Source organism: Gellertiella sp. DMC107 (assembly GCF_056313605.1).
The window spans coordinates 24,875-44,158 of record NZ_JBQUZZ010000004.1; the positions used below are offsets into that span (position 1 = coordinate 24,875).

The following is a 19,284-nucleotide window of genomic DNA, read 5'->3' on the forward strand; positions in this document are numbered from 1 at the left end:
TTGGTCAGGCAGTCTGGCGCGAAGACTTGTCGATGAGATAGGCGCGGACGGAGCTGTCTTCCGTCAAGCCTATGGCCCGCGAGAACGCCGCTGCGATGGCTTGCCGGTCAATGGCCAGCTGCTGGAGCAGATGCGCCTTGAGCGCCCAGAACGGCTGGTAGTCTCCCGTCAGGGCTTCGGGCAACTGAGCGAGTTCACGAAGACCCGCTTCCGGGCCATGCACTTCGGCTGTGGCAGCCGCCAGTCCGACCATATTGCCGATCGTGGGTGCCTTCTGCGCCAGTTGCAGATGCAGTGCCCACGCCGGCAAACGCAAATCCGCGCCCGTCATGCGGGACTGGACCAGCACCGACTGAATTGCCGCCTCCAGCTGGAAACGCCCTGGCTGCTTGAGCGATCCGGCCGCTCGCAACCTGCCCTCAGCCTCACGCGCCATCGGCAGGTTCCAGAGCGCGGTATCCTGCTCGACCAACGGCACATAGCGCCCCTCCGCCCGTCGCGCGACGCTGCGGCTTTCGCAAAACAGCATCAGTGACAGAAGCCCGAGAGCCTCCGCATCCTGTGGCCGCAATTCCACCAGAACCCGCGCCAGCCAGATCGCTTCTTCGGTCAGCCCCTTGCGCGTCTGGTCGTCGCTACCCGCGCTATCCCAGCCCTGCCCATAGGCGGCGTATATGGCCTCGAGCACATCGTCCATACGCTGATCCAGCTGATCCTCCTCTGGCACTTCGAAGGCGATACCCGTGTCCTTGATGCGCGCTTTGGCCCGGCTCAGCCGCCGGCCCATCGTGTCCGGCGAAACAAGGAAGGAGGAGGCAATACGCTCGGCCGTGAGCCCCAGCACGGTTTGCAGCATCAGCGGTGTCCGCGCGGCAGCGTCGATTGCCGGGTGGGCGCATACAAACATCAGCTCCAGCCGCTTGTCGCCAATCAACGGCATGTCCTCGGTTTCTGTCGGGGCGAGGACCAGCAGGCTGCTGGTCGTTTGCTCGCGTGTTTTCTGCGCCCGCGCTCCATCGCGCAGACGGTTACGCGCCGCGACCATCAGCCAGGCATCGGGATTGGCGGGAACTCCTCGGCTGGGCCAGATGTGGAGCGCTTTGGCAAAGGCCTCGGACAGGGCGTCTTCGGCAGCGGCCACGTCCCGCCACTGACGGGCAAGATAGGCGAGCAGACGTCCATAAGAGGTGCGGGCAGCCTTCTCCGCTGCCCGCCGCCCGTTTTCGTGAAGCGCGCCGTCCAAGGCTTAGCCCTGGCCCGGCCCAGAGAGCACGGGTCGCACTTCGACTGCGCCATGGGAGGCCGCCGGGCAGCGCGCCGCCCAGGAGAGCGCGGCATCGAGATCGGGCACCTCAACCACGACGTAACCGGCCAGCTGTTCCTTGGTGGTGGCCACCGGCCCGTCCTGTACCAGGCGATTGCCGGACTGAATGCGCACCGTGGTCGCCGTGGAAGGGGGCATCAGCCCATCCCCCTTGATCATGACACCCGCTTCATAGAGGGCGCCGATATAGGCGTTCCATGCGCCCCAATAGGGCCCGGTACGTTCCGCTTGGTCACGCTGTGCAGCGATCTCGGCATCGTTCTCATAAAACATCAGCATGTATTGCATTGGCTTACCCTTGTTCCTTGTTGCTGAGGCGGCTCATCCGGCTCTGCAACACTGACGCGGGTGGAGCTGCCATTCGGACAGAGCCTAGAACAATATTTTTCAGCAGAGAAGCGCCCGGCGAACCGAGCAGTTGTCACAAGGGGCCAGCCTCCTGGAAACGGATTGTCTCAACGGGACAAGGTCACCCCCCTTGCAGACCGTATTCACCGCCACATCTTCTGTAAGGTGGTTCGCTGGGGAGGTTCAACTCCGCAAGGCAGGAAGGTGGAACGGTGATAGAAGAAATCTGGTCGACAATCGTGCACGAGTTCTCCGATGTCCCGGACCTGTCGACCATAACCCGTATCACCGTGCGCCTGATCATCGCGGCCCTGCTGGGCGGTGTGCTCGGTTACGAGCGTGAGCGAAAGGGCAGAAGCGCCGGTCTGCGGACCCATATGCTGGTTGCCGTGGGCGCAGCGCTATTCGTGCTGGGTCCTCTCCAGACCGGCATGGCGATAGGGGATCTGTCGCGGGTCCTGCAGGGGGTAGTCCAGGGGATAGGTTTTCTCGGCGCAGGCGCGATCATCGTCCGCTCGGCGAAACGCGAAGTGGAAGGCCTGACAACCGCTGCCAATATCTGGACGACGGCCGGGATCGGCGTGATCGCGGGGCTCGGAATGGAGGTGACCGCCGTGCTCTCCACCGCGATTGTCCTGATCATTCTAGCGGTGGTGCCGCTTGTCGTGCCGGAGCAGGCGAAATCGGATACGCAAACGGGGGACAGCGATCCACGCTAGTGAAATAGAGGGCCGTTGCGACTATATCTGGCAGATCGACGCCAGGGAGCGGAGGGGCATGAGCAAAAGAACGGGAAGCGCAGACCTGCCGCTTCATGGCGGGCGCGTTCCGGCATGGCTCGGGGAGCGAATGACGAAACTCGGCTCGGTCATGGCGGAGGCCATCGTCCTTCATTACGGGCGCGACGAGTTCCTGCGTCGGCTTTCCCACCCCTTCTGGTTCCAGTCCTTCGGCGCCGTGATGGGCATGGACTGGCACTCCTCCGGCATAACCACGAGCGTGCTGGGCGCCCTCAAGCGAGGAATGACAGCACGCAACCACGACCTCGGCATCTATGTCTGTGGAGGTCGGGGCGCGCAGTCGAGAAAAACCCCATCGGAACTTCTGGCGGTGGCAGACCGCACCGGCCTCGATGGTGCGGCCCTTGCGAGGGCAAGTCGTCTGGTGGCGAAAATCGACAGCGCTGCGGTGCAGGATGGCTTCGATCTCTATCTGCACGGCTTCATAACGACGAGCGACGGCAAGTGGGCGGTGGTGCAGCAGGGCATGAACGGTGACCTGCGGCAGGCCCGGCGCTACCACTGGCTTTCCGAGAACATCACGGATTTTCTGGCCTCTCCCCATGCTGCAATAGAGGGTCGCGAACAGGGCGAGATCCTGAATCTGGCCGATGAACGCGCCGGGGCTTCAAGAAACGCGCAGCTGGAATTGCTGGCTGACATGGGACCGGACAGGATCGCCTCCGAATACAACAGGCTGACTTCGCCAGACACCGGCCCCGCCCGGTCGCAGCTGCAGATGGAGCTTCCGCATCTCGTGATGCCCGATCACCATGACGTGCGCGCGGAGGATGTCAATCTCGGCAGAATTCATGGCAACCTGGCGGCTGCGGCAGAAAGCGGACCGAAGGATTTCGCCGAACTTCTGCTGACGCCGAAAGTAGGAGCGCGGACGGTCAGCGCGCTGGCACTGGTCGCCGAAGTCGTGCACGGAGCGCCCTGCCGTTTCTCGGACCCCGCCCGTTTCTCGCTTGCCCATGGAGGAAAGGACCGTCATCCCTATCCTGTACCGCTCAAGGTCTATGACGAGACGATCCGGGTGATGAAAAGCGCGGTCTCAAAAGCCCGGCTGGGATATGGGGAGGAACTGGCGGCCATCCGCCGGCTTGACGACCAAGCCCGCAGACTGGAGCAATACGTGACCGGGCCTGATCTGAAAGAGATCATTGCCGGCGAATTCCGTCACTCGGCGGAATTCGGAGGAATGTCGGTGTTCGGCCCCGAGCCGCCACCCGTGCCGGATCACACTCAAGGCTGACAGCACCGCTCCCGGCGAATTTGGTTTGCCTGTTCTCCTGATCTGGACGCGGTTACAGGACCGCGACGACCAGGGGAATCCGCGCACGCTTCCCCCCCAAATTCTAGTTTTCTTGCAAGATTGACGCCTCACAAGTCTTCTGTCAGTCTCGACCGCAGGAGGAGAGGCATTGACTGGATCCAGAGACAATGACGGTGCGGAGAGCGGGGGGACCGTTCCAGGGGGCGACCTCAGGCAGCGCCTGTCGCAATCGGCCAGGGACGGCACGCCGACAGAGCGAGCCATTGCCTCCTATTTTGTCAGCAATCTGCAGTCGCTTCCCTTTGAAACTGCGGCAACAGTTGCGGCCCGCATCGGCGTGTCGGAAGCCTCCATCGGCCGGTTCTGCCGCTCGATCGGCTATGCCAGCATGAAAGATCTGAAGAGCGTGCTGAAGTCTGAACTCGGGGATCAGGCATGGCTGATCGGTGATCGCCTTCAGGATTTCCACAAGCGCAGCAAGGCCGGAAACGGGGAACTCGCACAGGCGCTCGAAAAGGAAATGGCAGCTCTGGTCGCAGTGTACGAAATGGCGTCAACACCGGAATTCGATGCCGCTGTCAAGCGCCTGGCTCGCTCCCGCAGCGTCTTTGTCGCAGGGTTCCAGACCGAACGAGGCCACGCCGCTGAGTTGGTTCATAACCTGCAGTATCTTCGCCCCGGCGTGCATCTCGCCGATGTGGCGGGTGGCCACTTCGGCGAAGTGCTTCTGACGGACCCCCGCGAGACGACGCTCGTCCTCATCGACGGGCGCCGTTACTCCCGGCTCACGCGCGACCTTGCAGAGAAGGCCCACCGCGCGGGTATCCACGTCACGCTCATAACCGATCCCTACTGCGACTGGGGCCGGGGCGCCGTAAGCGAGCTTTTCGCGGTTCCGACCGACCTCAACCACTTCTGGGATACCACCTCGGCCATGTCGTCGCTCATCGGCCTCCTGGTCAACGGCGTCTTTCGGGAACTCGGAGCGGAAGTCGAGGAGCGGATGGCACGCATCTCCTCCCTTTATGGCGATTTCATCGGGCACACCGGTCAGAGCCGAAAGGCGAAGCAGGAGCGATGACCCGGAAACGAAATTACGGACGAACAGAAAACCAAAAAAGAGAGGAACAGCAATGACCGCATTGAGATTTCGCAGAACGCTTGCAGCCGCCGGCATAAGCCTGGGTGCCCTTCTCGCTGCCCATTCCTTTGCCGCCGCCCAGGAAGCGGTCTTCGTCATGGCCACGAATGAAGTAGGCGCACCGACCTACAACCCGATCAAGGCGAACAATCTTAACATCGGCACGACGCTGATTTTCGATCGTCTCGTGTCCCAGGACAAGGACCTGTCCTTCCATCCGTGGCTGGCCGAAAGCTGGGAAGAGGCGCCCGACGGCATGTCTTGGGTGTTTCACCTCAAGAAGGGTGTGAAATTCCACAATGGCGAGCCCTTCAACGCACAAACCATCGTGGACTGGCTGGAGCTCTTCAAGGCTTCGGAAAATGCCTACATGACCGAAGCAATCCAGAAGGTGGAAGTGGTTGACGATTCCACGGTCAAATTCGTGATGTCGCGGCCCGAGCCCAACCTCCTCTACAACTTCTCCTCCAGCTATCTTTCGGTGATCGAGCCGAAGTCCTTCAAGGCCCTCGGCGATAATTATGGCGTGACGGAAGTCTACGGTACCGGCCCGTTCAAGATGGAGAGCTTCACCATCGGTCAGGAGACGGTCCTTGTCCGCAACGACGATTACGCCTGGGCTTCGCCCCTCGCAAAGAACCGTGGCCCGGCAAAGATCGCCAAGCTGACGCTGCGCGAGATCGCGGAAGATTCGACGGCCTTCCTGGAATTGAAGTCCGGAGGCGTGGACATGCTGCTCGGCGTGCCGACGGATTTCCTCGGCGAAGTGAAGAAGGAGGCCAGCCTCGAGGTCGTGACGCTTCCCGGCCAGGACGTCGCCTATATGCCGATCAACGTCACGAAGGAACCCTTCACCGATATCAAGGTGCGCGAGGCAGCGGCAAGGGCGATCAACCAGAAAGAAATTCTGGATTCGGTCTATGGCGGTGTCGGCGAGGTGGCGAATACCTTCCTCATCTCGGCCCTGCCGGAATCCAAGGTCGACCCCAAGTACCAGATCTCCTACGATCCGGATCGTTCCAATGCGCTTCTCGACGAAGCAGGCTGGAAGAAGGGCGCTGATGGTGTCCGCGAAAAGGACGGCAAGCCGCTGAAGGTGACGCTCTGGACCCAGAGCGATTCGAGCTTCCGCCGTTTGACGGAGGTGGTGCAGGCCGAACTCAAGGCTGTGGGTATCGACAGCGAAATAACAACCTTCGACAGCTCGGCGATTCGCGACCAGTACAAGACCGGCAACCAGCAGCTGGCGGTCCGTTCCTACAACTGGGACAATGCCGACATCATCGACTGGTTCTTCGGCGGTGACCGGCTGGGTTATCCGAACGTCTCCATGTTCAACGATCCCAAGGCAGAGGACCTGCGCAAGGTGGCCATGACCGGCTCCAAAAACATGGAGGAGCGGGTGAAGAATTTCACGGCCTATCATGAATACGTGCTGTCGCAGTTCCCGATGGCGCCGATCTATCAGCCGGTGACATCGGTCGCCTACAACAAGGACCGTCTGGTGCTTCCGGCGGAGATCCACTCCCCGTCCGTCGGCGCGACCGTCATCATGGACATGGAAGTCAAGGAATAGGCGGAAAGCCGCGAGGAACACACCAATGCTGGCCTATGCCGTTAGACGCGTGCTGATGCTCGTTCCCGTGTTCCTCGCGGTATCCCTCGTCATATTTCTGATCCTCCACTTCATTCCGGGGGACCCGATCGACAACCTGCTCAAGGTCGGTGCGCCTCCCGAACAGCGGGCCGAAATGATGACCCGCTATGGCCTGGACCGGCCCCTGCCGATCCAGTACTTGATCTGGCTCGGCAAGCTCCTGACCGGGGACCTCGGAACTGCCATCGTCGCACGACGCCCGGTCGCCGATCTGATTGCGCAGGCGCTCCCGCACTCCCTCCTCCTCGGCGGGCTGGCGCTTGCCTTTTCCTCCGTGGTTGGTGTCACGCTCGGGGTAATCGCGGCTCTCTACAAGGACCGGCTCATCGACCGCCTGATCATGGGCGGGGTTCTTTTCGGCTCGACGCTGCCGAGTTTCTGGCTGGGGCTGCTCCTCATTCTCGCCTTCTCCGTCGGGCTCGGATGGTTCCCGGTCTCCGGCGCGCGCACATGGTCTTCGCTGGTGCTGCCTGTGCTCACCATCGGGCTCGGGGGCACGGCGCTCGTCGCGCGCATAACCCGAATTTCGATGATCGACATCGCCACCCGGGATTTCGTGCTGCTGCTGCATGCGAAAGGTCTTTCACCATTGACCATCCAGATTCGCCACGTCCTGCGCCATGCGCTGATCCCGGTCGTCACCATCCTGGCGCTTCGCATCGGCTGGATCCTCGGCGGCGCCGTGACCGTGGAAGTCGTCTTCGCACGGCCCGGCCTCGGCACGCTGCTGATCAAGGCTTTGAGCCAGCATGATTATCCCGTTGTGCAGGCAAGCCTCCTCATGCTTGCCATGGCGGTCATGCTCGGCACGCTCCTCGGCGATCTCCTTCAGGCGGCGATGGATCCCCGCGTCCGGGGGGCACTGTCATGACGCTCGCCTCGACCGATCGGCCCGCCCGCCGCATCCGCCTGCACTTCCTTGCGCGGGCCTTCAGCCGGCCGTCCGGCGCGGTCGCGGGATGCTGGCTGCTGCTCGTCATCCTCGGTGCGGTCTTCGCACCGCTGCTCACGCCTTATGCCTACGATGTTCAGGTGCTCAAGGACGCCTTCCAGCAGCCGTCCTCCGCCCATTTCCTCGGCACGGACGAGTTCGGCCGAGACCTCCTGACCCGCCTGCTCCACGGCGCGCGCACCTCGCTCTCTGTCAGCAGCATCTCCATCCTGATTTCCGTGCTCGCTGGGCTGACCATCGGTGCCGCCGCAGGCTATTTCGGTGGTCTCTTCGATCGCATGGTGACGGCCGTGGTCGATCTCAGCTGGTCCTTTCCGGAAATCCTGATTGCGCTCATCCTTGTCGCGATCATCGGGCCCGGCGTGGGCGGCACGATGGCGGCGATCGCGGTCGCCTATCTCGCGCAGTTCGCCCGCCTGGCGCGGGCGCAGATCCTGATGCTGAAGGGTGAAACCTATGTGGAGGCGGCCCGCAGCCTCGGCGCCGGCCATGGACACCTGCTGTTTAGCCACCTGATCCCGAACGCACTCGCGCCGGTGCTCGTCAGTGCCATGCTTGCCACCGGCGACGCGATTATCCTCGAGGCGACCCTTGGCTTTTTCGGGCTCGGCGCACAGCCGCCGCTGCCGAGCTGGGGCTCCATGATGTCCTCCGGGTCGGCGCTGCTCTTCAAGGCACCGTGGATCATCATCTTTCCCGGCGTCGCGGTTGCGACGACCGTGATCGCCATCAATCTGTTCGGCGATTCCCTCATCGCGGCGCTGGACATCCGCGACAAGCTCCGGAGGGATGCATGACCCCGCTCCTCCAGCTCGACCGCCTGTCGGTAGGCATCGGCCCGCTTGCGCTTCTTGACGATATCAGCGTCACCCTCGAGCGCGGCGAGATCCTTGGCCTGGTGGGCGAAAGCGGATCGGGAAAATCGCTGACGGCGCTGACAATCACCGGCCTTCTCCCGCTTATTGGCGGGAAGATCACCTCCGGGCGAATTCTGTTCGACGGCATCGACATGGCAAGCCTCGGTGACGCCGGGCTGCGCCGGCTCCGCGGCAAGCGGATCGGCTTCGTGATGCAGAACCCGATGACCGCGCTCGACCCGGTTCAGCGCATCGGAGAACAGATCGACGTCGTCTCGCGACTCCATCTCGGCTTGACCCGCGAGGCGGCGCGGACCCGCACGCTCGATCTCATGGTCCAGCTCCGCATCCCGGAAGCGGCGGCTGTTGCCGATGCCTATCCGCATCAGCTTTCCGGCGGCATGAAACAGCGCATCGTCATTGCCATGGCGCTCGCCGGAGACCCGGACCTCATCGTGGCAGACGAGCCCACCACGGCCCTCGACGTGACGGTGCAGGCCCAGATCATCCAGATCCTGACGACCCTGGTCCGCGAGCGGGACCTCGCGCTCCTGCTGATCACCCACGACATGGGCGTGGTCGCGCAGGCCTGTGACCGGGTTACCGTGCTTTATGCGGGACGGATCGCGGAGGAACGGCCGGTAGGGCCGCTCTTCGTCGCGCCCGCTCATCCCTACAGCCGGGCCCTTATCGGCTGTATCCCGCGCGAGGGTATGGAATCGGGAAGCCTGCACGGCATTCCGGGTACCGTGCCCTCGGCGGCCCGCTTTCCCGCCGCATGTCGCTTTCATCCGCGCTGTCCGCGCGCCGCCGATATCTGCCGCATCGACCGACCGGCGCTGAAGCCGGTTCCGGGCGGAGGCTTGGCCGCTTGCCATTTCGCCGGAGGTGACGCGACATGACCGAACCGCTGCTGATCGTGAAAGGTCTGACCAAGCGCTTCGTGACCGGCGGCGGCTGGCTTGCGAAACCGCGTGAAATGACGGCCGTGCGCCAGGTCGACCTCCAGGTAAGCCGGGGCGAGGTGGTCGGGGTGGTCGGCGAGTCCGGCTGCGGAAAATCCACGCTCGCACGCCTCATCCTGCGGCTGATCGAGCCGACGACGGGCGAGGTGCTGCTGGGCGGAACGGCTCTGACGGGTCTTGATCGCAAGGGGCTGCGCGAGGCGCGGCGGCGCATGGCCATGGTTTTCCAGGATCCCTATTCCTCGCTCGACCCGCGCTATACGGTCGGGGAAAGTCTTTCGGAACCCTTCGCCATCCACCGCCGATCGGTGACGCCGGTCGAGATCGGCGACATGCTGGAGGCCGTCAGCCTTCCCGCCGCGACCGCATCGCGCTTTCCCCACCAGCTTTCCGGCGGCCAGCGCCAGCGCGTTGGTATTGCGCGGGCGCTCGCGCTGAAGCCCGACTTCATCGTTCTGGACGAACCGACGGCCTCGCTCGACGTATCGATACAGGCGCAGATCATCGAATTGCTCTCGGCGCTGCGCGACCGTCTGGGGCTCACCTATCTCTTCATCTCGCACGATCTCGGGCTGGTGCGCTATTTCTGCGACCGCATCGTCGTCATGTATCTCGGATCCGTGGTCGAGGTCCTGCCGCACGCGCGGGCCGTGCCGCGCCACCCCTACACCCGCGCGCTGATGGATTCGAGCTTTGCGCCCGATCCCGCGGCCCGCCGCGACATCGCGCCGCTTCGTGGCGAAATCCCCTCGCCCTTCAACCTGCCGCCCGGCTGTGCCTTTGCGGCTCGTTGTAACCGGGCAAGTGACATCTGCCGGCGCGAGACCCCGCATCTGGCGGGCGAAGCCGAACACCCTACCGCCTGTTTCCATCCCCTCTGACATCAAGACAGGACACGCCTCGCCATGACCTTCCGCGTGCTCACCGCCGAATTCGTCCATGAAAGCAACACCTTCAAGAAAGGCAGCACGGATCTGGCCGCCTTCAGGCGTGAAACGCTCGATCTCGGGCAGGCCGCAATCGACCGCTTCGGCAACGTCAATACCGAAATCGCCGGATTTCTCGATGCGGGACGCGAGGCGGGATGGTCCATCCGCCATGTGGTCTCGGCTCATGCGACCCCCGGCGCCCGCGTCTCCCGCGAGGCCTTCGACCACATCGCCGGGCTGATCTGCGATGCGGCGCGCGAGGAGAAGGACGAACTCGACGGCATTCTTCTCGGGTTGCATGGCGCCATGGTGCCCGATTTCTGCGAGGACGGTGAGGGAGAACTGCTTGCGCGCCTGCGTGCCATCGTCGGCCCGGACCTGCCGATTGCGGTGACGCTCGATCTTCATGCGATCGCCACGCCGGCCATGGTGGAAAACGCCGACATCTACGTCTCCTACAAAACCTATCCGCATGTGGACATGCGCGAGACGGGCCGGCATGCCGGGCGCTTGCTGGACGACGTGATGCGGGGCAAGGCGAGGCCGAAGACGATCCGCGCGCATATCCCCATGCTGGACGAAGCCAATGCAGGCCGGACCGACGTGCCGGAAACCGCTGCCCTTTACGAGCGGGCAAAGCAGCACGAGGCAGAACCCGGAATTCTTGCGGTGTCGATCAATGCCGCTTTCGCCGAGGCCGACGTTTCGGACGCGGGTCCGACCGTGCTCGTGACCTATGACACCGCTGTTGAGGGTGCCGCAGGGCGGGCCGATGCCATCGCCAGCCAACTGGCCGACACCATCTGGGCCCAGCGCGAGAACGTTTCCAACACCTTCCTCAGCCCCGAAGAGGCAGCGCGCATGGCCCTTGATCACGACGCTGCGACAGGGCCTCTGGTCATTGCCGACTATGCAGACAATCCCGGCGCGGGCGCCTACGGCGACGCAACGGCGCTGCTCGCCGCCCTTCTGGAGGCGGGAGCCCAAAACGGAGCGCTTGCGCCGATGATAGACCCCGAGGCAGCGGCCTTCCTGCACCGGCACAACGAGGGCGACACCGTAACGCTTGAGCTTGGGGGCAAGACCGACCCGTCTTTTGGAGGGGCACCGCTGACGCTCACCGGTCAGATCATCCGCCTCTCGGATGGTGTCTACACCGGCGATGGACCGATTCTCGGTGGTATCACCCATTCTTTCGGTCCGACTGCCGTCCTCAGGACCGGTGGCATCGATATTCTCGTCGTGACCATTCCCGGCCAGATGCTGGATTTGCAGCAGGTGAAGGCTTTCGGTATCGGGCCCTCGGAGCTCGGCTTTATTGTGGTAAAATCCATGCAGCACTTCCGCGCCGCCTTCGAACCCATCGCCTCGCGCGTCATCGTCTGCGACAGCGGCGCTCTCGCTACGCCCCGGGCGGAATTGCGACCTTATGAGCGGGTAAGACGGCCGATCTGGCCTCTGGACCGAGATGGCTTTCAGCATACTCTCCCGTAGCCACCCGCCGGAGAAATCCGCCCCGAACTTCGTGACCACATCGCCTTACGGCAGGTGGATGAAAAGGCCTGGGCAATTGAAGGCGACACGAGCCGCGGACGCCATCGTCGCGTCCGGTTCAAAGCTCTGCTTGTTGATCGTCATTTGACAATATGGCTCTTCAAGAAGTCGATCATGGCCCGCGTCTTTCCTGGCAGATAACTACGGCTCGGGTATGCAAGCCAGGCGGCTGTTTCGAAATTGGTTGCCGTCACATCCCAGTCGTTCAACACGTGGATCAGCCTTCCAGCCGCAACATCCGCTGCAACCAGCCAGTCCGGCAATAATGTGGCACCCAGTCCAGCAAGAGCTGCGTCCCGAAGCGCGCTAGCCGGCGATAGGATCAAGTCCCCGTTCACCGGCTGCTCCATAACCATGCCGTCGCTATCGCGAAACAGCCAGCGGCTCCTGAACGGCTGGAAAGGGAATAGAACAAGCCTGTGACCCGCGAGATCACGTGGGTGAGAGGGTGTCGACACCGAGGTAAGGTAAGAGGGTGACGCCACGACCATATAGCGGGTATCGCACAGTTTCGTCACGACCAGATCGCCAGAGACCTGCGGCGCCAGCCGTACTGCAAGATCGATGCGGTCTGCGATCAGATCGACCATGACATCGGTAAACAAGGCTTCAACGCGGATGCCGGGAAAGGTCTCCCGGAATTCGCGGAGCAGCGGCCCGATGATTTGCTGTCCAAACGTCACCGATGCGGTCAGCCGCAGCGTTCCGCGAGGAGCAGACCGAATAGCAAGAGCCTCCTCTCGCGCACTGTCGAGTTGCTCAAGTATAGGCTCGACCCGGGACAGGTACAGATCGCCCGCCTCCGTCAATTGCATGCGGCGCGTGCTACGCTCGAAAACCCGGATTCCGAGCTTTTCCTCAATACCTGCTACGACGCGACTTACCGATGACGGGTCGGTATTGCGCAGGCGTGCGACCGCCGCGAAGCTGCGAAGCCTTGCGACATCCAGAAGCAATGAAAGATCGACCAGGTTCATTCGTGCAGATATTGCACGAGACAGGTGAAAAATCCATCGTTTTTCGCGATCTTGAGCATGACTAGGGTCTTCTCGTGCAGACTGAACATTCGAGAGGACTTCCATGACAACGCTGCTTCGTATTGATGCATCCAGCCGCCATGATGGCTCCTGGTCCCGTCGTTTAGGCGACGAGACCGTTGCGAGACTGGCCCCGGATCACGTCGTCAGGCGTGACCTGACCACAGATGTCATTCCCCATATTTCTGTCGATGCGATTGGGGCTTTTTTCTCCAATCCTGTTGACTGGAATGAAGACCAGAAGGCAGCACAGGAATTGTCGACCGTGCTGATCGATGAAATCCTGGCGGCGGACCTGCTCCTCATCACAGTGCCCATGTACAATTTTGGAATTCCCTCCGCACTCAAGGCCTGGATCGATCAGATCGTCCGCATCGGGCGAACATTCAGTTTTGACGGCCAATCTTTCAAGGGCTTGGTGGAGGGGAAGCGAGCCTATGTCGTCATCGCCTATGGCGCTGACGGATACACGGAGGGCGACTTCCAATCTGCCAATTTCGTCGCTCCGTACCTGCGTTTCATCCTTGGCTTCATTGGAATTGCCGATGTCACCATCATTCCCGTCGAAGGTCTCAATGTGGGCAAGGCCGATACGGCAGAGGTGCGCGCAAGAGCTCTGATCGAGTCGATCGTGCCGCTCCAAAATGCCACCTGAGCGCATGCAGGAAGGATAAGATCCAATGAGTGACGGAAAGAAGATCGCCTTCCTTGGCCTGGGCGCCATGGGTTCACGCATGGCCGCACGGCTGCTTCAGGCTGGTCATCAGGTGACCGTCTGGAACCGCAACCCTGCTCCAACCCTGCCGCTGAAGAACCTTGGCGCCCTTGTGGCAGAAACACCGCATATGGCTGTGAGAAAGGCTCACCTTGTCATCGCCATGGTTAGGGATGACACCGCCTCCTCGTCGGTTTGGCTCGATATGGAAACAGGGGCGCTTGCCGGCATGGAACAGGGAGCGATTGCTATAGAAGCCTCGACATTGACCATGGGGCATATCCGGAATCTGGAGAGGGCTGCCAAAGCGCGAGGCTTAAGGTTTCTCGATGCACCTGTCGCGGGCTCGTTACCACAGGCAGAGGCAGGACAGCTTATCTTCATGGCGGGCGGTGATGCCGCAGTCCTAGCGGACGCTTCGCCCTGCCTCATGGCGATGGGCTCCGGTGTTCACCACGCGGGAGATGCTGGAGCAGGAACAGCGATAAAGCTGGCCGTCAACGCCCTCTTGGGCATTCAGGTTGCGGCCGTGGCTGAATTGGCGGGAATGCTGGAGGCAAATGGGGTTGCCCTCGGGCATGCGCTCGAGATCATCAGCGCGACATCGGTCGCAAGTCCGGCAATGCGAGCCGCCGCGACTTCGATCCTGGCGAAGGCCTTTACTCCTCTGTTTCCGGTCGAACTGGCCGAAAAGGATCTGGGCTACGCAGAGGCCGCCAGCACTGGCCGATTGCCGATAACGACAGCCGCGCGGGCGGTGATGAACGAAGCGATCGCGGCCGGTTACGGCAAAGACCATTTGACCGGCATCGCCCGCCTCTATTGAAAGAAAAAGAAGGAGCATCCGACAGGGCAACGCCAAGATCACCTTCTGGAAAAAGCTTTCGCAGGCCCAACGGGTGGCGCGATCCCCAGATGTCGCCACCCTTCATATCCAAATCTGCCGTCTTCGCTCCCTAACAACCAATGCAACAAGAGACCGTCCGCTGCCAACCCAGCCCGCTTGGATCTGTCGGTTCGAAACGGAGGCGAGTGCGCGCGAAAACGGGCGATGCAAACGACTGCCTGTTCATGAACCGCGCTCACCCGGAGCCTTTCTTTATCTAATCTTTATGCCGATGCCCGTTCTTCCGCATCGAAGACTGATGCCGAAAAGCAGATCCTGAGGGCTCCGAAATCAAAGCTGGAGACTTCCATGCAGGATATTCCCTTCCTTCTCCTCGGCGGTGGCGCCTTTCTCTTCTTCGCGATCTACGCCCATTTGCTCAATCGCATCGGCGCCTGAGCCATGGCTGAAACCCTGATCGGCCTTACCGTATCGCTGGCGCTCGGCGTCTACCTGGTGGTCACCCTTCTCTATCCAGAGCGCTTCTGATCTTGTTTCCCGGAGTATTTCCCATGACACTCGTCGGATGGCTGCAGATAGCCCTCCTGTTCGGGCTTGCGCTTGTGACCGTCAAGCCGCTCGGCCTTTACATGGCTCGCCTTTTCCAGGGTGAGCGGACCTTTTTCTCCCCGGTTCTCGGCCCCGTCGAGAGCGGCTTCTATGCCGTGGCCGGCGTAAATCCCGACAAAGAACAGGGCTGGCTTGCCTATGTTCTTTCCATGCTCGCCTTCAATCTGGCGGGGTTCCTGCTGCTTTATGCGATGCTGAGGCTGCAGGCATACCTGCCGCTCAATCCACAGGGCTTCGGGGCCGTTCAACCCGACCTTGCCTTCAACACCGCAGTAAGCTTCGTCACCAACACGAACTGGCAGGCCTATGGCGGCGAAACCACGCTCAGCCACTTCAGCCAGATGGCGGGCCTGACGGTGCAGAACTTCCTCTCCGGCGCAACCGGCATGGCCCTGGCGATTGCTTTTACCCGGGCCTTTGCCCGCGGCTCGGCGGCCACGCTTGGCAACTTCTGGGTCGATATGACGCGCGCCACGCTTTACGTGCTGCTTCCGCTCGCGATCATCGTAGCCCTTGCCTTCGTCGCACTCGGTCTTCCGCAGACGCTCGATGCCTCGGTGACCGTCACCACGCTCGAGGGTGCGCAACAGACGCTCGCCATGGGGCCGATCGCCAGCCAGGAAGCGATCAAGCAGCTCGGCACCAATGGTGGCGGCTTCCTGAACGTCAACGCCGCGCACCCCTTCGAAAATCCGAATGCCTACTCGAATTACCTGAACATTCTTTCGATGCTCGGCATTACCACCGCGCTGTTTTACACCTTCGGCCAGATGGTGGGTGACCGCAGGCAGGGATGGGCTTTTGTGGCGACGATCATGCTGTTTCTCATCATCGGCACGGGGATCGTCTACCACGCGGAAAGCGCCGGCAACCCGATCCACGCCGCCCTGGGTGTCGATCCGGCGCTCGGCAATATGGAAGGCAAGGAAGTGCGCTTCGGCCAGGCCATGACGGCCGCCTATGCCGCAGTCACGACGGGTATTTCCGACGGGGGCGTGAACGGCATGCACGGTTCTTTCACCGGGCTCGGCGGCCTGGTTCCGATGTTCTTCATGCAGCTCGGTGAGGTCCTGCCGGGCGGCGTCGGCTCCGGTCTCTACGGCATGCTGGTCTTTTCGATCCTCGCGGTCTTCGTCGCCGGTCTCATGGTCGGGCGCACGCCGGAGCTTCTCGGCAAGAAGATCGAAGGCCGGGAGATGAAGCTTGCCATGCTCGCCATTCTCATTCTGCCGCTGGCAATCCTGGGCTTCAGCGCACTATCCGCGATCCTGCCCGTGGCGCTGGCCTCGCTGAGCGGTGCCGGCCCGCACGGGCTCTCGGAAATCCTCTACGCCTATACATCGGCGGCCGCCAACAATGGCTCGGCCTTTGGCGGGCTTTCGGCCAATACGCCCTGGTACAACACCACGCTCGGCATCGCCATGCTGCTCGGCCGCTTCGCCTATGCGGTACCCGTGATGGCAATTGCCGGATCGCTCGCAGCCAAGCCGAAGATTGCACCCTCCGCCGGCACCTTTGCCACCCACACGCCACTCTTCGTCGGGCTGCTCGCCGCCATCATCCTGATCATCGGCGGTCTGCAGTTTTTCCCGGCGCTCGCACTCGGGCCGATCGTCGAGCACATCCAGATGCTCGCCGGCCAGACCTACTGATCCGAAGAGGCTCACACCATGAAACGCCAGACCAGCCAGCTTCTCGACCGGACGATCATCGCCCCTGCGATCGGCGAAGCTCTTCGCAAGCTCGATCCGCGCAAGCTCTACCGCAACCCCGTCATCTTCGTGACCGAGGTCGTGGCCGCGCTGACGACCCTGCTTTTCTTTCGCGACCTTGCCACCAACCATTCGGCCGGCCTCTTTTCAGGGCAGATCGCCGCATGGCTGTGGTTCACCGTCTTCTTCGCGACATTTGCAGAATCGGTTGCCGAAGGCCGCGGGAAGGCGCAGGCCGAAAGTCTTCGTCGTGCCAAGACGGACCTCATCGCCCACCGCGTGCCTGTCGATGGCAGCAGCCTGCTCGAAGCCATCAGCGCATCGAGCCTGAAGGTCGGTGATATCGTCGTCGTCGAGGCCGGAGATCTCATCCCCGGCGATGGCGAAGTGGTCGAAGGGATCGCCTCGGTCAACGAGAGCGCCATTACCGGCGAATCCGCACCTGTTATCCGGGAGGCCGGCGGCGACCGATCGGCGGTGACAGGGGGAACGCAGGTGCTGTCGGATGCCATCAAGGTCCGCATCACCGTTCCGCCAGGGGGCACCTTCCTCGACCGCATGATCGCGCTCATCGAGGGTGCGGAACGCCAGCGCACGCCAAATGAGATCGCACTTTCCATCCTTCTTTCCGGCCTCACGCTCATCTTCCTGATTTCGGTGGTGACGCTCGGTGGCCTTGCCGTCTATTCCGGGACCATCCTCTCGGTTACCGTGCTGTCGGCACTCTTAGTCACGCTGATCCCGACCACGATCGGCGGCCTGCTTTCCGCGATCGGCATTGCCGGCATGGATCGCCTTGTGCGCTTCAATGTGATTGCCATATCAGGCCGCGCCGTAGAGGCGGCCGGCGATGTCGACACGCTTCTGCTCGACAAGACCGGTACGATAACCTTCGGCAACCGCATGGCCAGTGAATTTCTCCCTGTTACCGGCGTATCAGCCAAAGAGCTCGCCGAAGCCTCGCTTCTCGCGAGCCTTGCCGACGAAACGCCGGAAGGCCGGTCCATCGTTGCGCTTGCCCGCAGCGATTTCGGCCTCCCGGAGCCCGCTCAGCCGGAAACGGTGGTGCCCTTCGCCGCAGAAACACGCCTCTCGGGCGTCGATCTGGGCGGTCGTCGCCTGCGCAAGGGAGCGGTCGATTCCATACTGAAGTTCTCGGGCCTTTCGCAGAACGAAGCACCCCGCGGCTTCCGGGAGAGCGTGGAGAAGGTTGCCCGCAGCGGCGGCACGCCGCTTGCCGTTAGCGACGGCGAGCGCATTCTCGGCGTGATCCATCTGAAGGATGTGGTGAAGCCCGGCATCAAGGAGCGTTTCGCGGCCATGCGGGCCATGGGCATTCGCACCGTCATGGTCACGGGAGACAATCCGCTGACCGCCGCGGCGATTGCCTCGGAAGCCGGCGTCGACGACTTTCTGGCGGAAGCCAAACCGGAGGACAAGCTCGCCTATATCCGCAAGGAGCAGATGGGCGGGAAGCTGATCGCCATGTGCGGCGACGGGACAAATGATGCCCCGGCACTGGCCCAGGCCGACGTCGGCGTTGCCATGCAGACCGGAACGCAGGCCGCTCGCGAAGCCGCCAACATGGTCGACCTCGATTCGTCGCCCACCAAGCTGATCGAGATCGTGGAAATCGGCAAGCAACTGCTGATGACCCGCGGCGCGCTGACCACCTTCTCCATTGCCAATGATGTCGCGAAATATTTCGCGATCATTCCCGCACTCTTCATCGCCGCCTATCCGGGGCTCAACGCGCTCAACATCATGGGCCTCGGCTCCCCGCGCTCGGCCATCCTCTCCGCTGTCATCTTCAACGCACTGATCATCATTGCCCTGATCCCGCTTGCGCTGAAGGGCGTGCGCTATCGGCCCGTCGGGGCAGCGGCCCTCCTGCGTCGCAACCTGGCTGTCTACGGTCTCGGTGGCCTTATCCTTCCCTTTGCCGGCATCAAGATCGTCGATCTCGTCGTCAACAGCCTCCATCTGGTGTAATCATGCTCAATCAAGCGAGACCTGCTCTTTCCATGATCCTCCTGTTCACCGCCCTTCTGGGCGTCGGCTATCCACTTGCGATAACCGGGATAGCCGGCGTCCTTGTCCCGAACCAGGCACGGGGGAGCCTTGTGGCCGTCGACGGAACTCCGGTGGGATCGGCTGTGGTCGGCCAGTCTTTTTCCAGCGACCGCTATTTTCACGGTCGCCCCTCGGCCACCGCCGAAGGGCCCTATAATGCCGCGTCGTCAGGGGGAACCAGCCTTGGCCCCACATCGGCAAAACTCCGAGACAGGATCGAGACCGAGATCGAGGCCATGGGAGCCGTCGGGGTGCAAGGACCGGTGCCTGCCGATGCGGTGACCGCTTCCGGGTCGGGCCTCGATCCGGACATTTCACCAGCCTTTGCGCGACTGCAGATCGCCCGTGTCGCAAAAGCGAGGCAGCTGCCGGAACAGCAGCTCGCAGCGCTGGTCGAGGCCAGCACGAGCCGGCCCGCCCTTGGCTTCATCGGCGAACCCCGTGTCAATGTGCTGGCGCTCAATATGGCGCTCGATAAACGCAGGGCGCAGCAGTAAACAGAGGAC

Annotated in this window: 18 protein-coding genes; 15 read left to right on the plus strand and 3 right to left on the minus strand. The window is 62.4% G+C overall.

The genetic code is table 11. The annotated features are described in order from the left end of the window. Positions 1–4: 4 nt before the first annotated feature. Together ACT54B_RS13920 and ACT54B_RS13925 are read right to left on the minus strand one after the other, a co-directional pair. Positions 5–1,243 carry an RNA polymerase sigma factor gene (locus ACT54B_RS13920; RefSeq protein WP_476045654.1) on the minus strand — a complete coding sequence of 413 codons (1,239 nt, stop codon included), beginning with the start codon at positions 1,241–1,243 and terminating at the stop codon, positions 5–7. Between the two features lie 3 nt (positions 1,244–1,246). After that, entirely contained in the window at positions 1,247–1,603 is a 357-nt protein-coding gene (locus tag ACT54B_RS13925; RefSeq protein ID WP_476045656.1) for a YciI family protein, read from the minus strand. 281 nt (positions 1,604–1,884) lie between these two features. Between ACT54B_RS13925 and ACT54B_RS13930 the strand changes: the two genes are divergently transcribed. The 9 genes from ACT54B_RS13930 (at position 1,885) to ACT54B_RS13970 (ending at position 11,725) form a co-directional block, all read left to right on the plus strand. Further along, positions 1,885–2,391: an MgtC/SapB family protein gene (locus tag ACT54B_RS13930; protein ID WP_476045657.1), complete on the plus strand. Its 507-nt coding sequence runs from the start codon at positions 1,885–1,887 to the stop codon at positions 2,389–2,391. Between the two features lie 58 nt (positions 2,392–2,449). Then, positions 2,450–3,709 carry a DUF763 domain-containing protein gene (locus tag ACT54B_RS13935; RefSeq protein WP_476045658.1) on the plus strand — a complete coding sequence of 420 codons (1,260 nt, stop codon included), beginning with the start codon at positions 2,450–2,452 and terminating at the stop codon, positions 3,707–3,709. Positions 3,710–3,878: 169 nt separating this feature from the next. Then, positions 3,879–4,811 carry a MurR/RpiR family transcriptional regulator gene (locus tag ACT54B_RS13940; RefSeq protein ID WP_476045660.1) on the plus strand — a complete coding sequence of 311 codons (933 nt, stop codon included), beginning with the start codon at positions 3,879–3,881 and terminating at the stop codon, positions 4,809–4,811. A 52-nt stretch (positions 4,812–4,863) separates the two neighbouring features. Then, on the plus strand, positions 4,864–6,447 hold the full coding sequence (locus ACT54B_RS13945) for an ABC transporter substrate-binding protein (protein WP_476045662.1): 1,584 nt from the start codon (positions 4,864–4,866) through the stop codon (positions 6,445–6,447). Between the two features lie 25 nt (positions 6,448–6,472). After that, positions 6,473–7,399: an ABC transporter permease gene (locus tag ACT54B_RS13950; protein ID WP_476045664.1), complete on the plus strand. Its 927-nt coding sequence runs from the start codon at positions 6,473–6,475 to the stop codon at positions 7,397–7,399. Further along, the gene (locus tag ACT54B_RS13955) at positions 7,396–8,277 is read left to right on the plus strand and encodes an ABC transporter permease (RefSeq protein ID WP_476045666.1); all 882 of its coding nucleotides are present in this window, start codon (positions 7,396–7,398) and stop codon (positions 8,275–8,277) included. The genes ACT54B_RS13950 and ACT54B_RS13955 overlap by 4 nt, the downstream gene beginning before the upstream one ends. Continuing rightward, positions 8,274–9,239, plus strand: a complete 966-nt coding sequence (locus tag ACT54B_RS13960; RefSeq protein ID WP_476045667.1) for an ABC transporter ATP-binding protein — start codon at positions 8,274–8,276, stop codon at positions 9,237–9,239. Before ACT54B_RS13955 ends, ACT54B_RS13960 begins: the two co-directional genes overlap by 4 nt. Continuing rightward, the gene (locus ACT54B_RS13965; protein WP_476045668.1) at positions 9,236–10,183 is read left to right on the plus strand and encodes an ABC transporter ATP-binding protein; all 948 of its coding nucleotides are present in this window, start codon (positions 9,236–9,238) and stop codon (positions 10,181–10,183) included. The genes ACT54B_RS13960 and ACT54B_RS13965 overlap by 4 nt, the downstream gene beginning before the upstream one ends. Before the next feature lie 24 nt (positions 10,184–10,207). Then, positions 10,208–11,725 carry a M81 family metallopeptidase gene (locus tag ACT54B_RS13970; RefSeq protein ID WP_476045669.1) on the plus strand — a complete coding sequence of 506 codons (1,518 nt, stop codon included), beginning with the start codon at positions 10,208–10,210 and terminating at the stop codon, positions 11,723–11,725. 140 nt (positions 11,726–11,865) lie between these two features. Here the strand turns inward: ACT54B_RS13970 and ACT54B_RS13975 are convergent, their stop codons facing one another. Then, complete coding sequence (locus ACT54B_RS13975; protein WP_476045670.1) at positions 11,866–12,867, minus strand: LysR family transcriptional regulator; 1,002 nt, start codon at positions 12,865–12,867, stop codon at positions 11,866–11,868. On the opposite strand from ACT54B_RS13975, the gene ACT54B_RS13980 reads away from it, so the two are divergent. From ACT54B_RS13980 to kdpC, 6 genes are all read left to right on the plus strand, one after another. Then, on the plus strand, positions 12,866–13,477 hold the full coding sequence (locus tag ACT54B_RS13980) for an FMN-dependent NADH-azoreductase (RefSeq protein WP_476045671.1): 612 nt from the start codon (positions 12,866–12,868) through the stop codon (positions 13,475–13,477). The genes ACT54B_RS13975 and ACT54B_RS13980 overlap by 2 nt on opposite strands. Before the next feature lie 25 nt (positions 13,478–13,502). Next, a complete protein-coding gene (locus ACT54B_RS13985; protein ID WP_476045672.1) occupies positions 13,503–14,363 on the plus strand; it encodes an NAD(P)-dependent oxidoreductase in 861 nt (286 codons plus the stop codon). A 462-nt stretch (positions 14,364–14,825) separates the two neighbouring features. Next, positions 14,826–14,912 carry a K(+)-transporting ATPase subunit F gene (gene kdpF / locus ACT54B_RS13990; RefSeq protein WP_476046217.1) on the plus strand — a complete coding sequence of 29 codons (87 nt, stop codon included), beginning with the start codon at positions 14,826–14,828 and terminating at the stop codon, positions 14,910–14,912. 23 nt (positions 14,913–14,935) lie between these two features. Beyond that, entirely contained in the window at positions 14,936–16,645 is a 1,710-nt protein-coding gene (kdpA, locus tag ACT54B_RS13995) for a potassium-transporting ATPase subunit KdpA (RefSeq protein WP_476045673.1), read from the plus strand. 18 nt (positions 16,646–16,663) lie between these two features. Beyond that, positions 16,664–18,697 carry a potassium-transporting ATPase subunit KdpB gene (kdpB, locus tag ACT54B_RS14000; protein WP_476045674.1) on the plus strand — a complete coding sequence of 678 codons (2,034 nt, stop codon included), beginning with the start codon at positions 16,664–16,666 and terminating at the stop codon, positions 18,695–18,697. Positions 18,698–18,699: 2 nt separating this feature from the next. Next, on the plus strand, positions 18,700–19,275 hold the full coding sequence (gene kdpC, locus ACT54B_RS14005) for a potassium-transporting ATPase subunit KdpC (protein WP_476045675.1): 576 nt from the start codon (positions 18,700–18,702) through the stop codon (positions 19,273–19,275). Positions 19,276–19,284 lie beyond the last annotated feature (9 nt).

Coding starts and splice junctions, on each gene's coding strand:
- ACT54B_RS13925 (WP_476045656.1), bottom strand. CDS start 1,603: ATGCTGATGTTTTATGAGAACGATGCCGAGATCGCTGCACAGCGTGAC.
- ACT54B_RS13935 (WP_476045658.1), top strand. CDS start 2,450: ATGAGCAAAAGAACGGGAAGCGCAGACCTGCCGCTTCATGGCGGGCGC.
- ACT54B_RS13945 (WP_476045662.1), top strand. CDS start 4,864: ATGACCGCATTGAGATTTCGCAGAACGCTTGCAGCCGCCGGCATAAGC.
- ACT54B_RS13950 (WP_476045664.1), top strand. CDS start 6,473: ATGCTGGCCTATGCCGTTAGACGCGTGCTGATGCTCGTTCCCGTGTTC.
- ACT54B_RS13955 (WP_476045666.1), top strand. CDS start 7,396: ATGACGCTCGCCTCGACCGATCGGCCCGCCCGCCGCATCCGCCTGCAC.
- ACT54B_RS13960 (WP_476045667.1), top strand. CDS start 8,274: ATGACCCCGCTCCTCCAGCTCGACCGCCTGTCGGTAGGCATCGGCCCG.
- ACT54B_RS13965 (WP_476045668.1), top strand. CDS start 9,236: ATGACCGAACCGCTGCTGATCGTGAAAGGTCTGACCAAGCGCTTCGTG.
- ACT54B_RS13970 (WP_476045669.1), top strand. CDS start 10,208: ATGACCTTCCGCGTGCTCACCGCCGAATTCGTCCATGAAAGCAACACC.
- ACT54B_RS13980 (WP_476045671.1), top strand. CDS start 12,866: ATGACAACGCTGCTTCGTATTGATGCATCCAGCCGCCATGATGGCTCC.
- ACT54B_RS13975 (WP_476045670.1), bottom strand. CDS start 12,867: ATGGAAGTCCTCTCGAATGTTCAGTCTGCACGAGAAGACCCTAGTCAT.
- ACT54B_RS13985 (WP_476045672.1), top strand. CDS start 13,503: ATGAGTGACGGAAAGAAGATCGCCTTCCTTGGCCTGGGCGCCATGGGT.
- kdpF (WP_476046217.1), top strand. CDS start 14,826: ATGGCTGAAACCCTGATCGGCCTTACCGTATCGCTGGCGCTCGGCGTC.
- kdpA (WP_476045673.1), top strand. CDS start 14,936: ATGACACTCGTCGGATGGCTGCAGATAGCCCTCCTGTTCGGGCTTGCG.
- kdpB (WP_476045674.1), top strand. CDS start 16,664: ATGAAACGCCAGACCAGCCAGCTTCTCGACCGGACGATCATCGCCCCT.
- kdpC (WP_476045675.1), top strand. CDS start 18,700: ATGCTCAATCAAGCGAGACCTGCTCTTTCCATGATCCTCCTGTTCACC.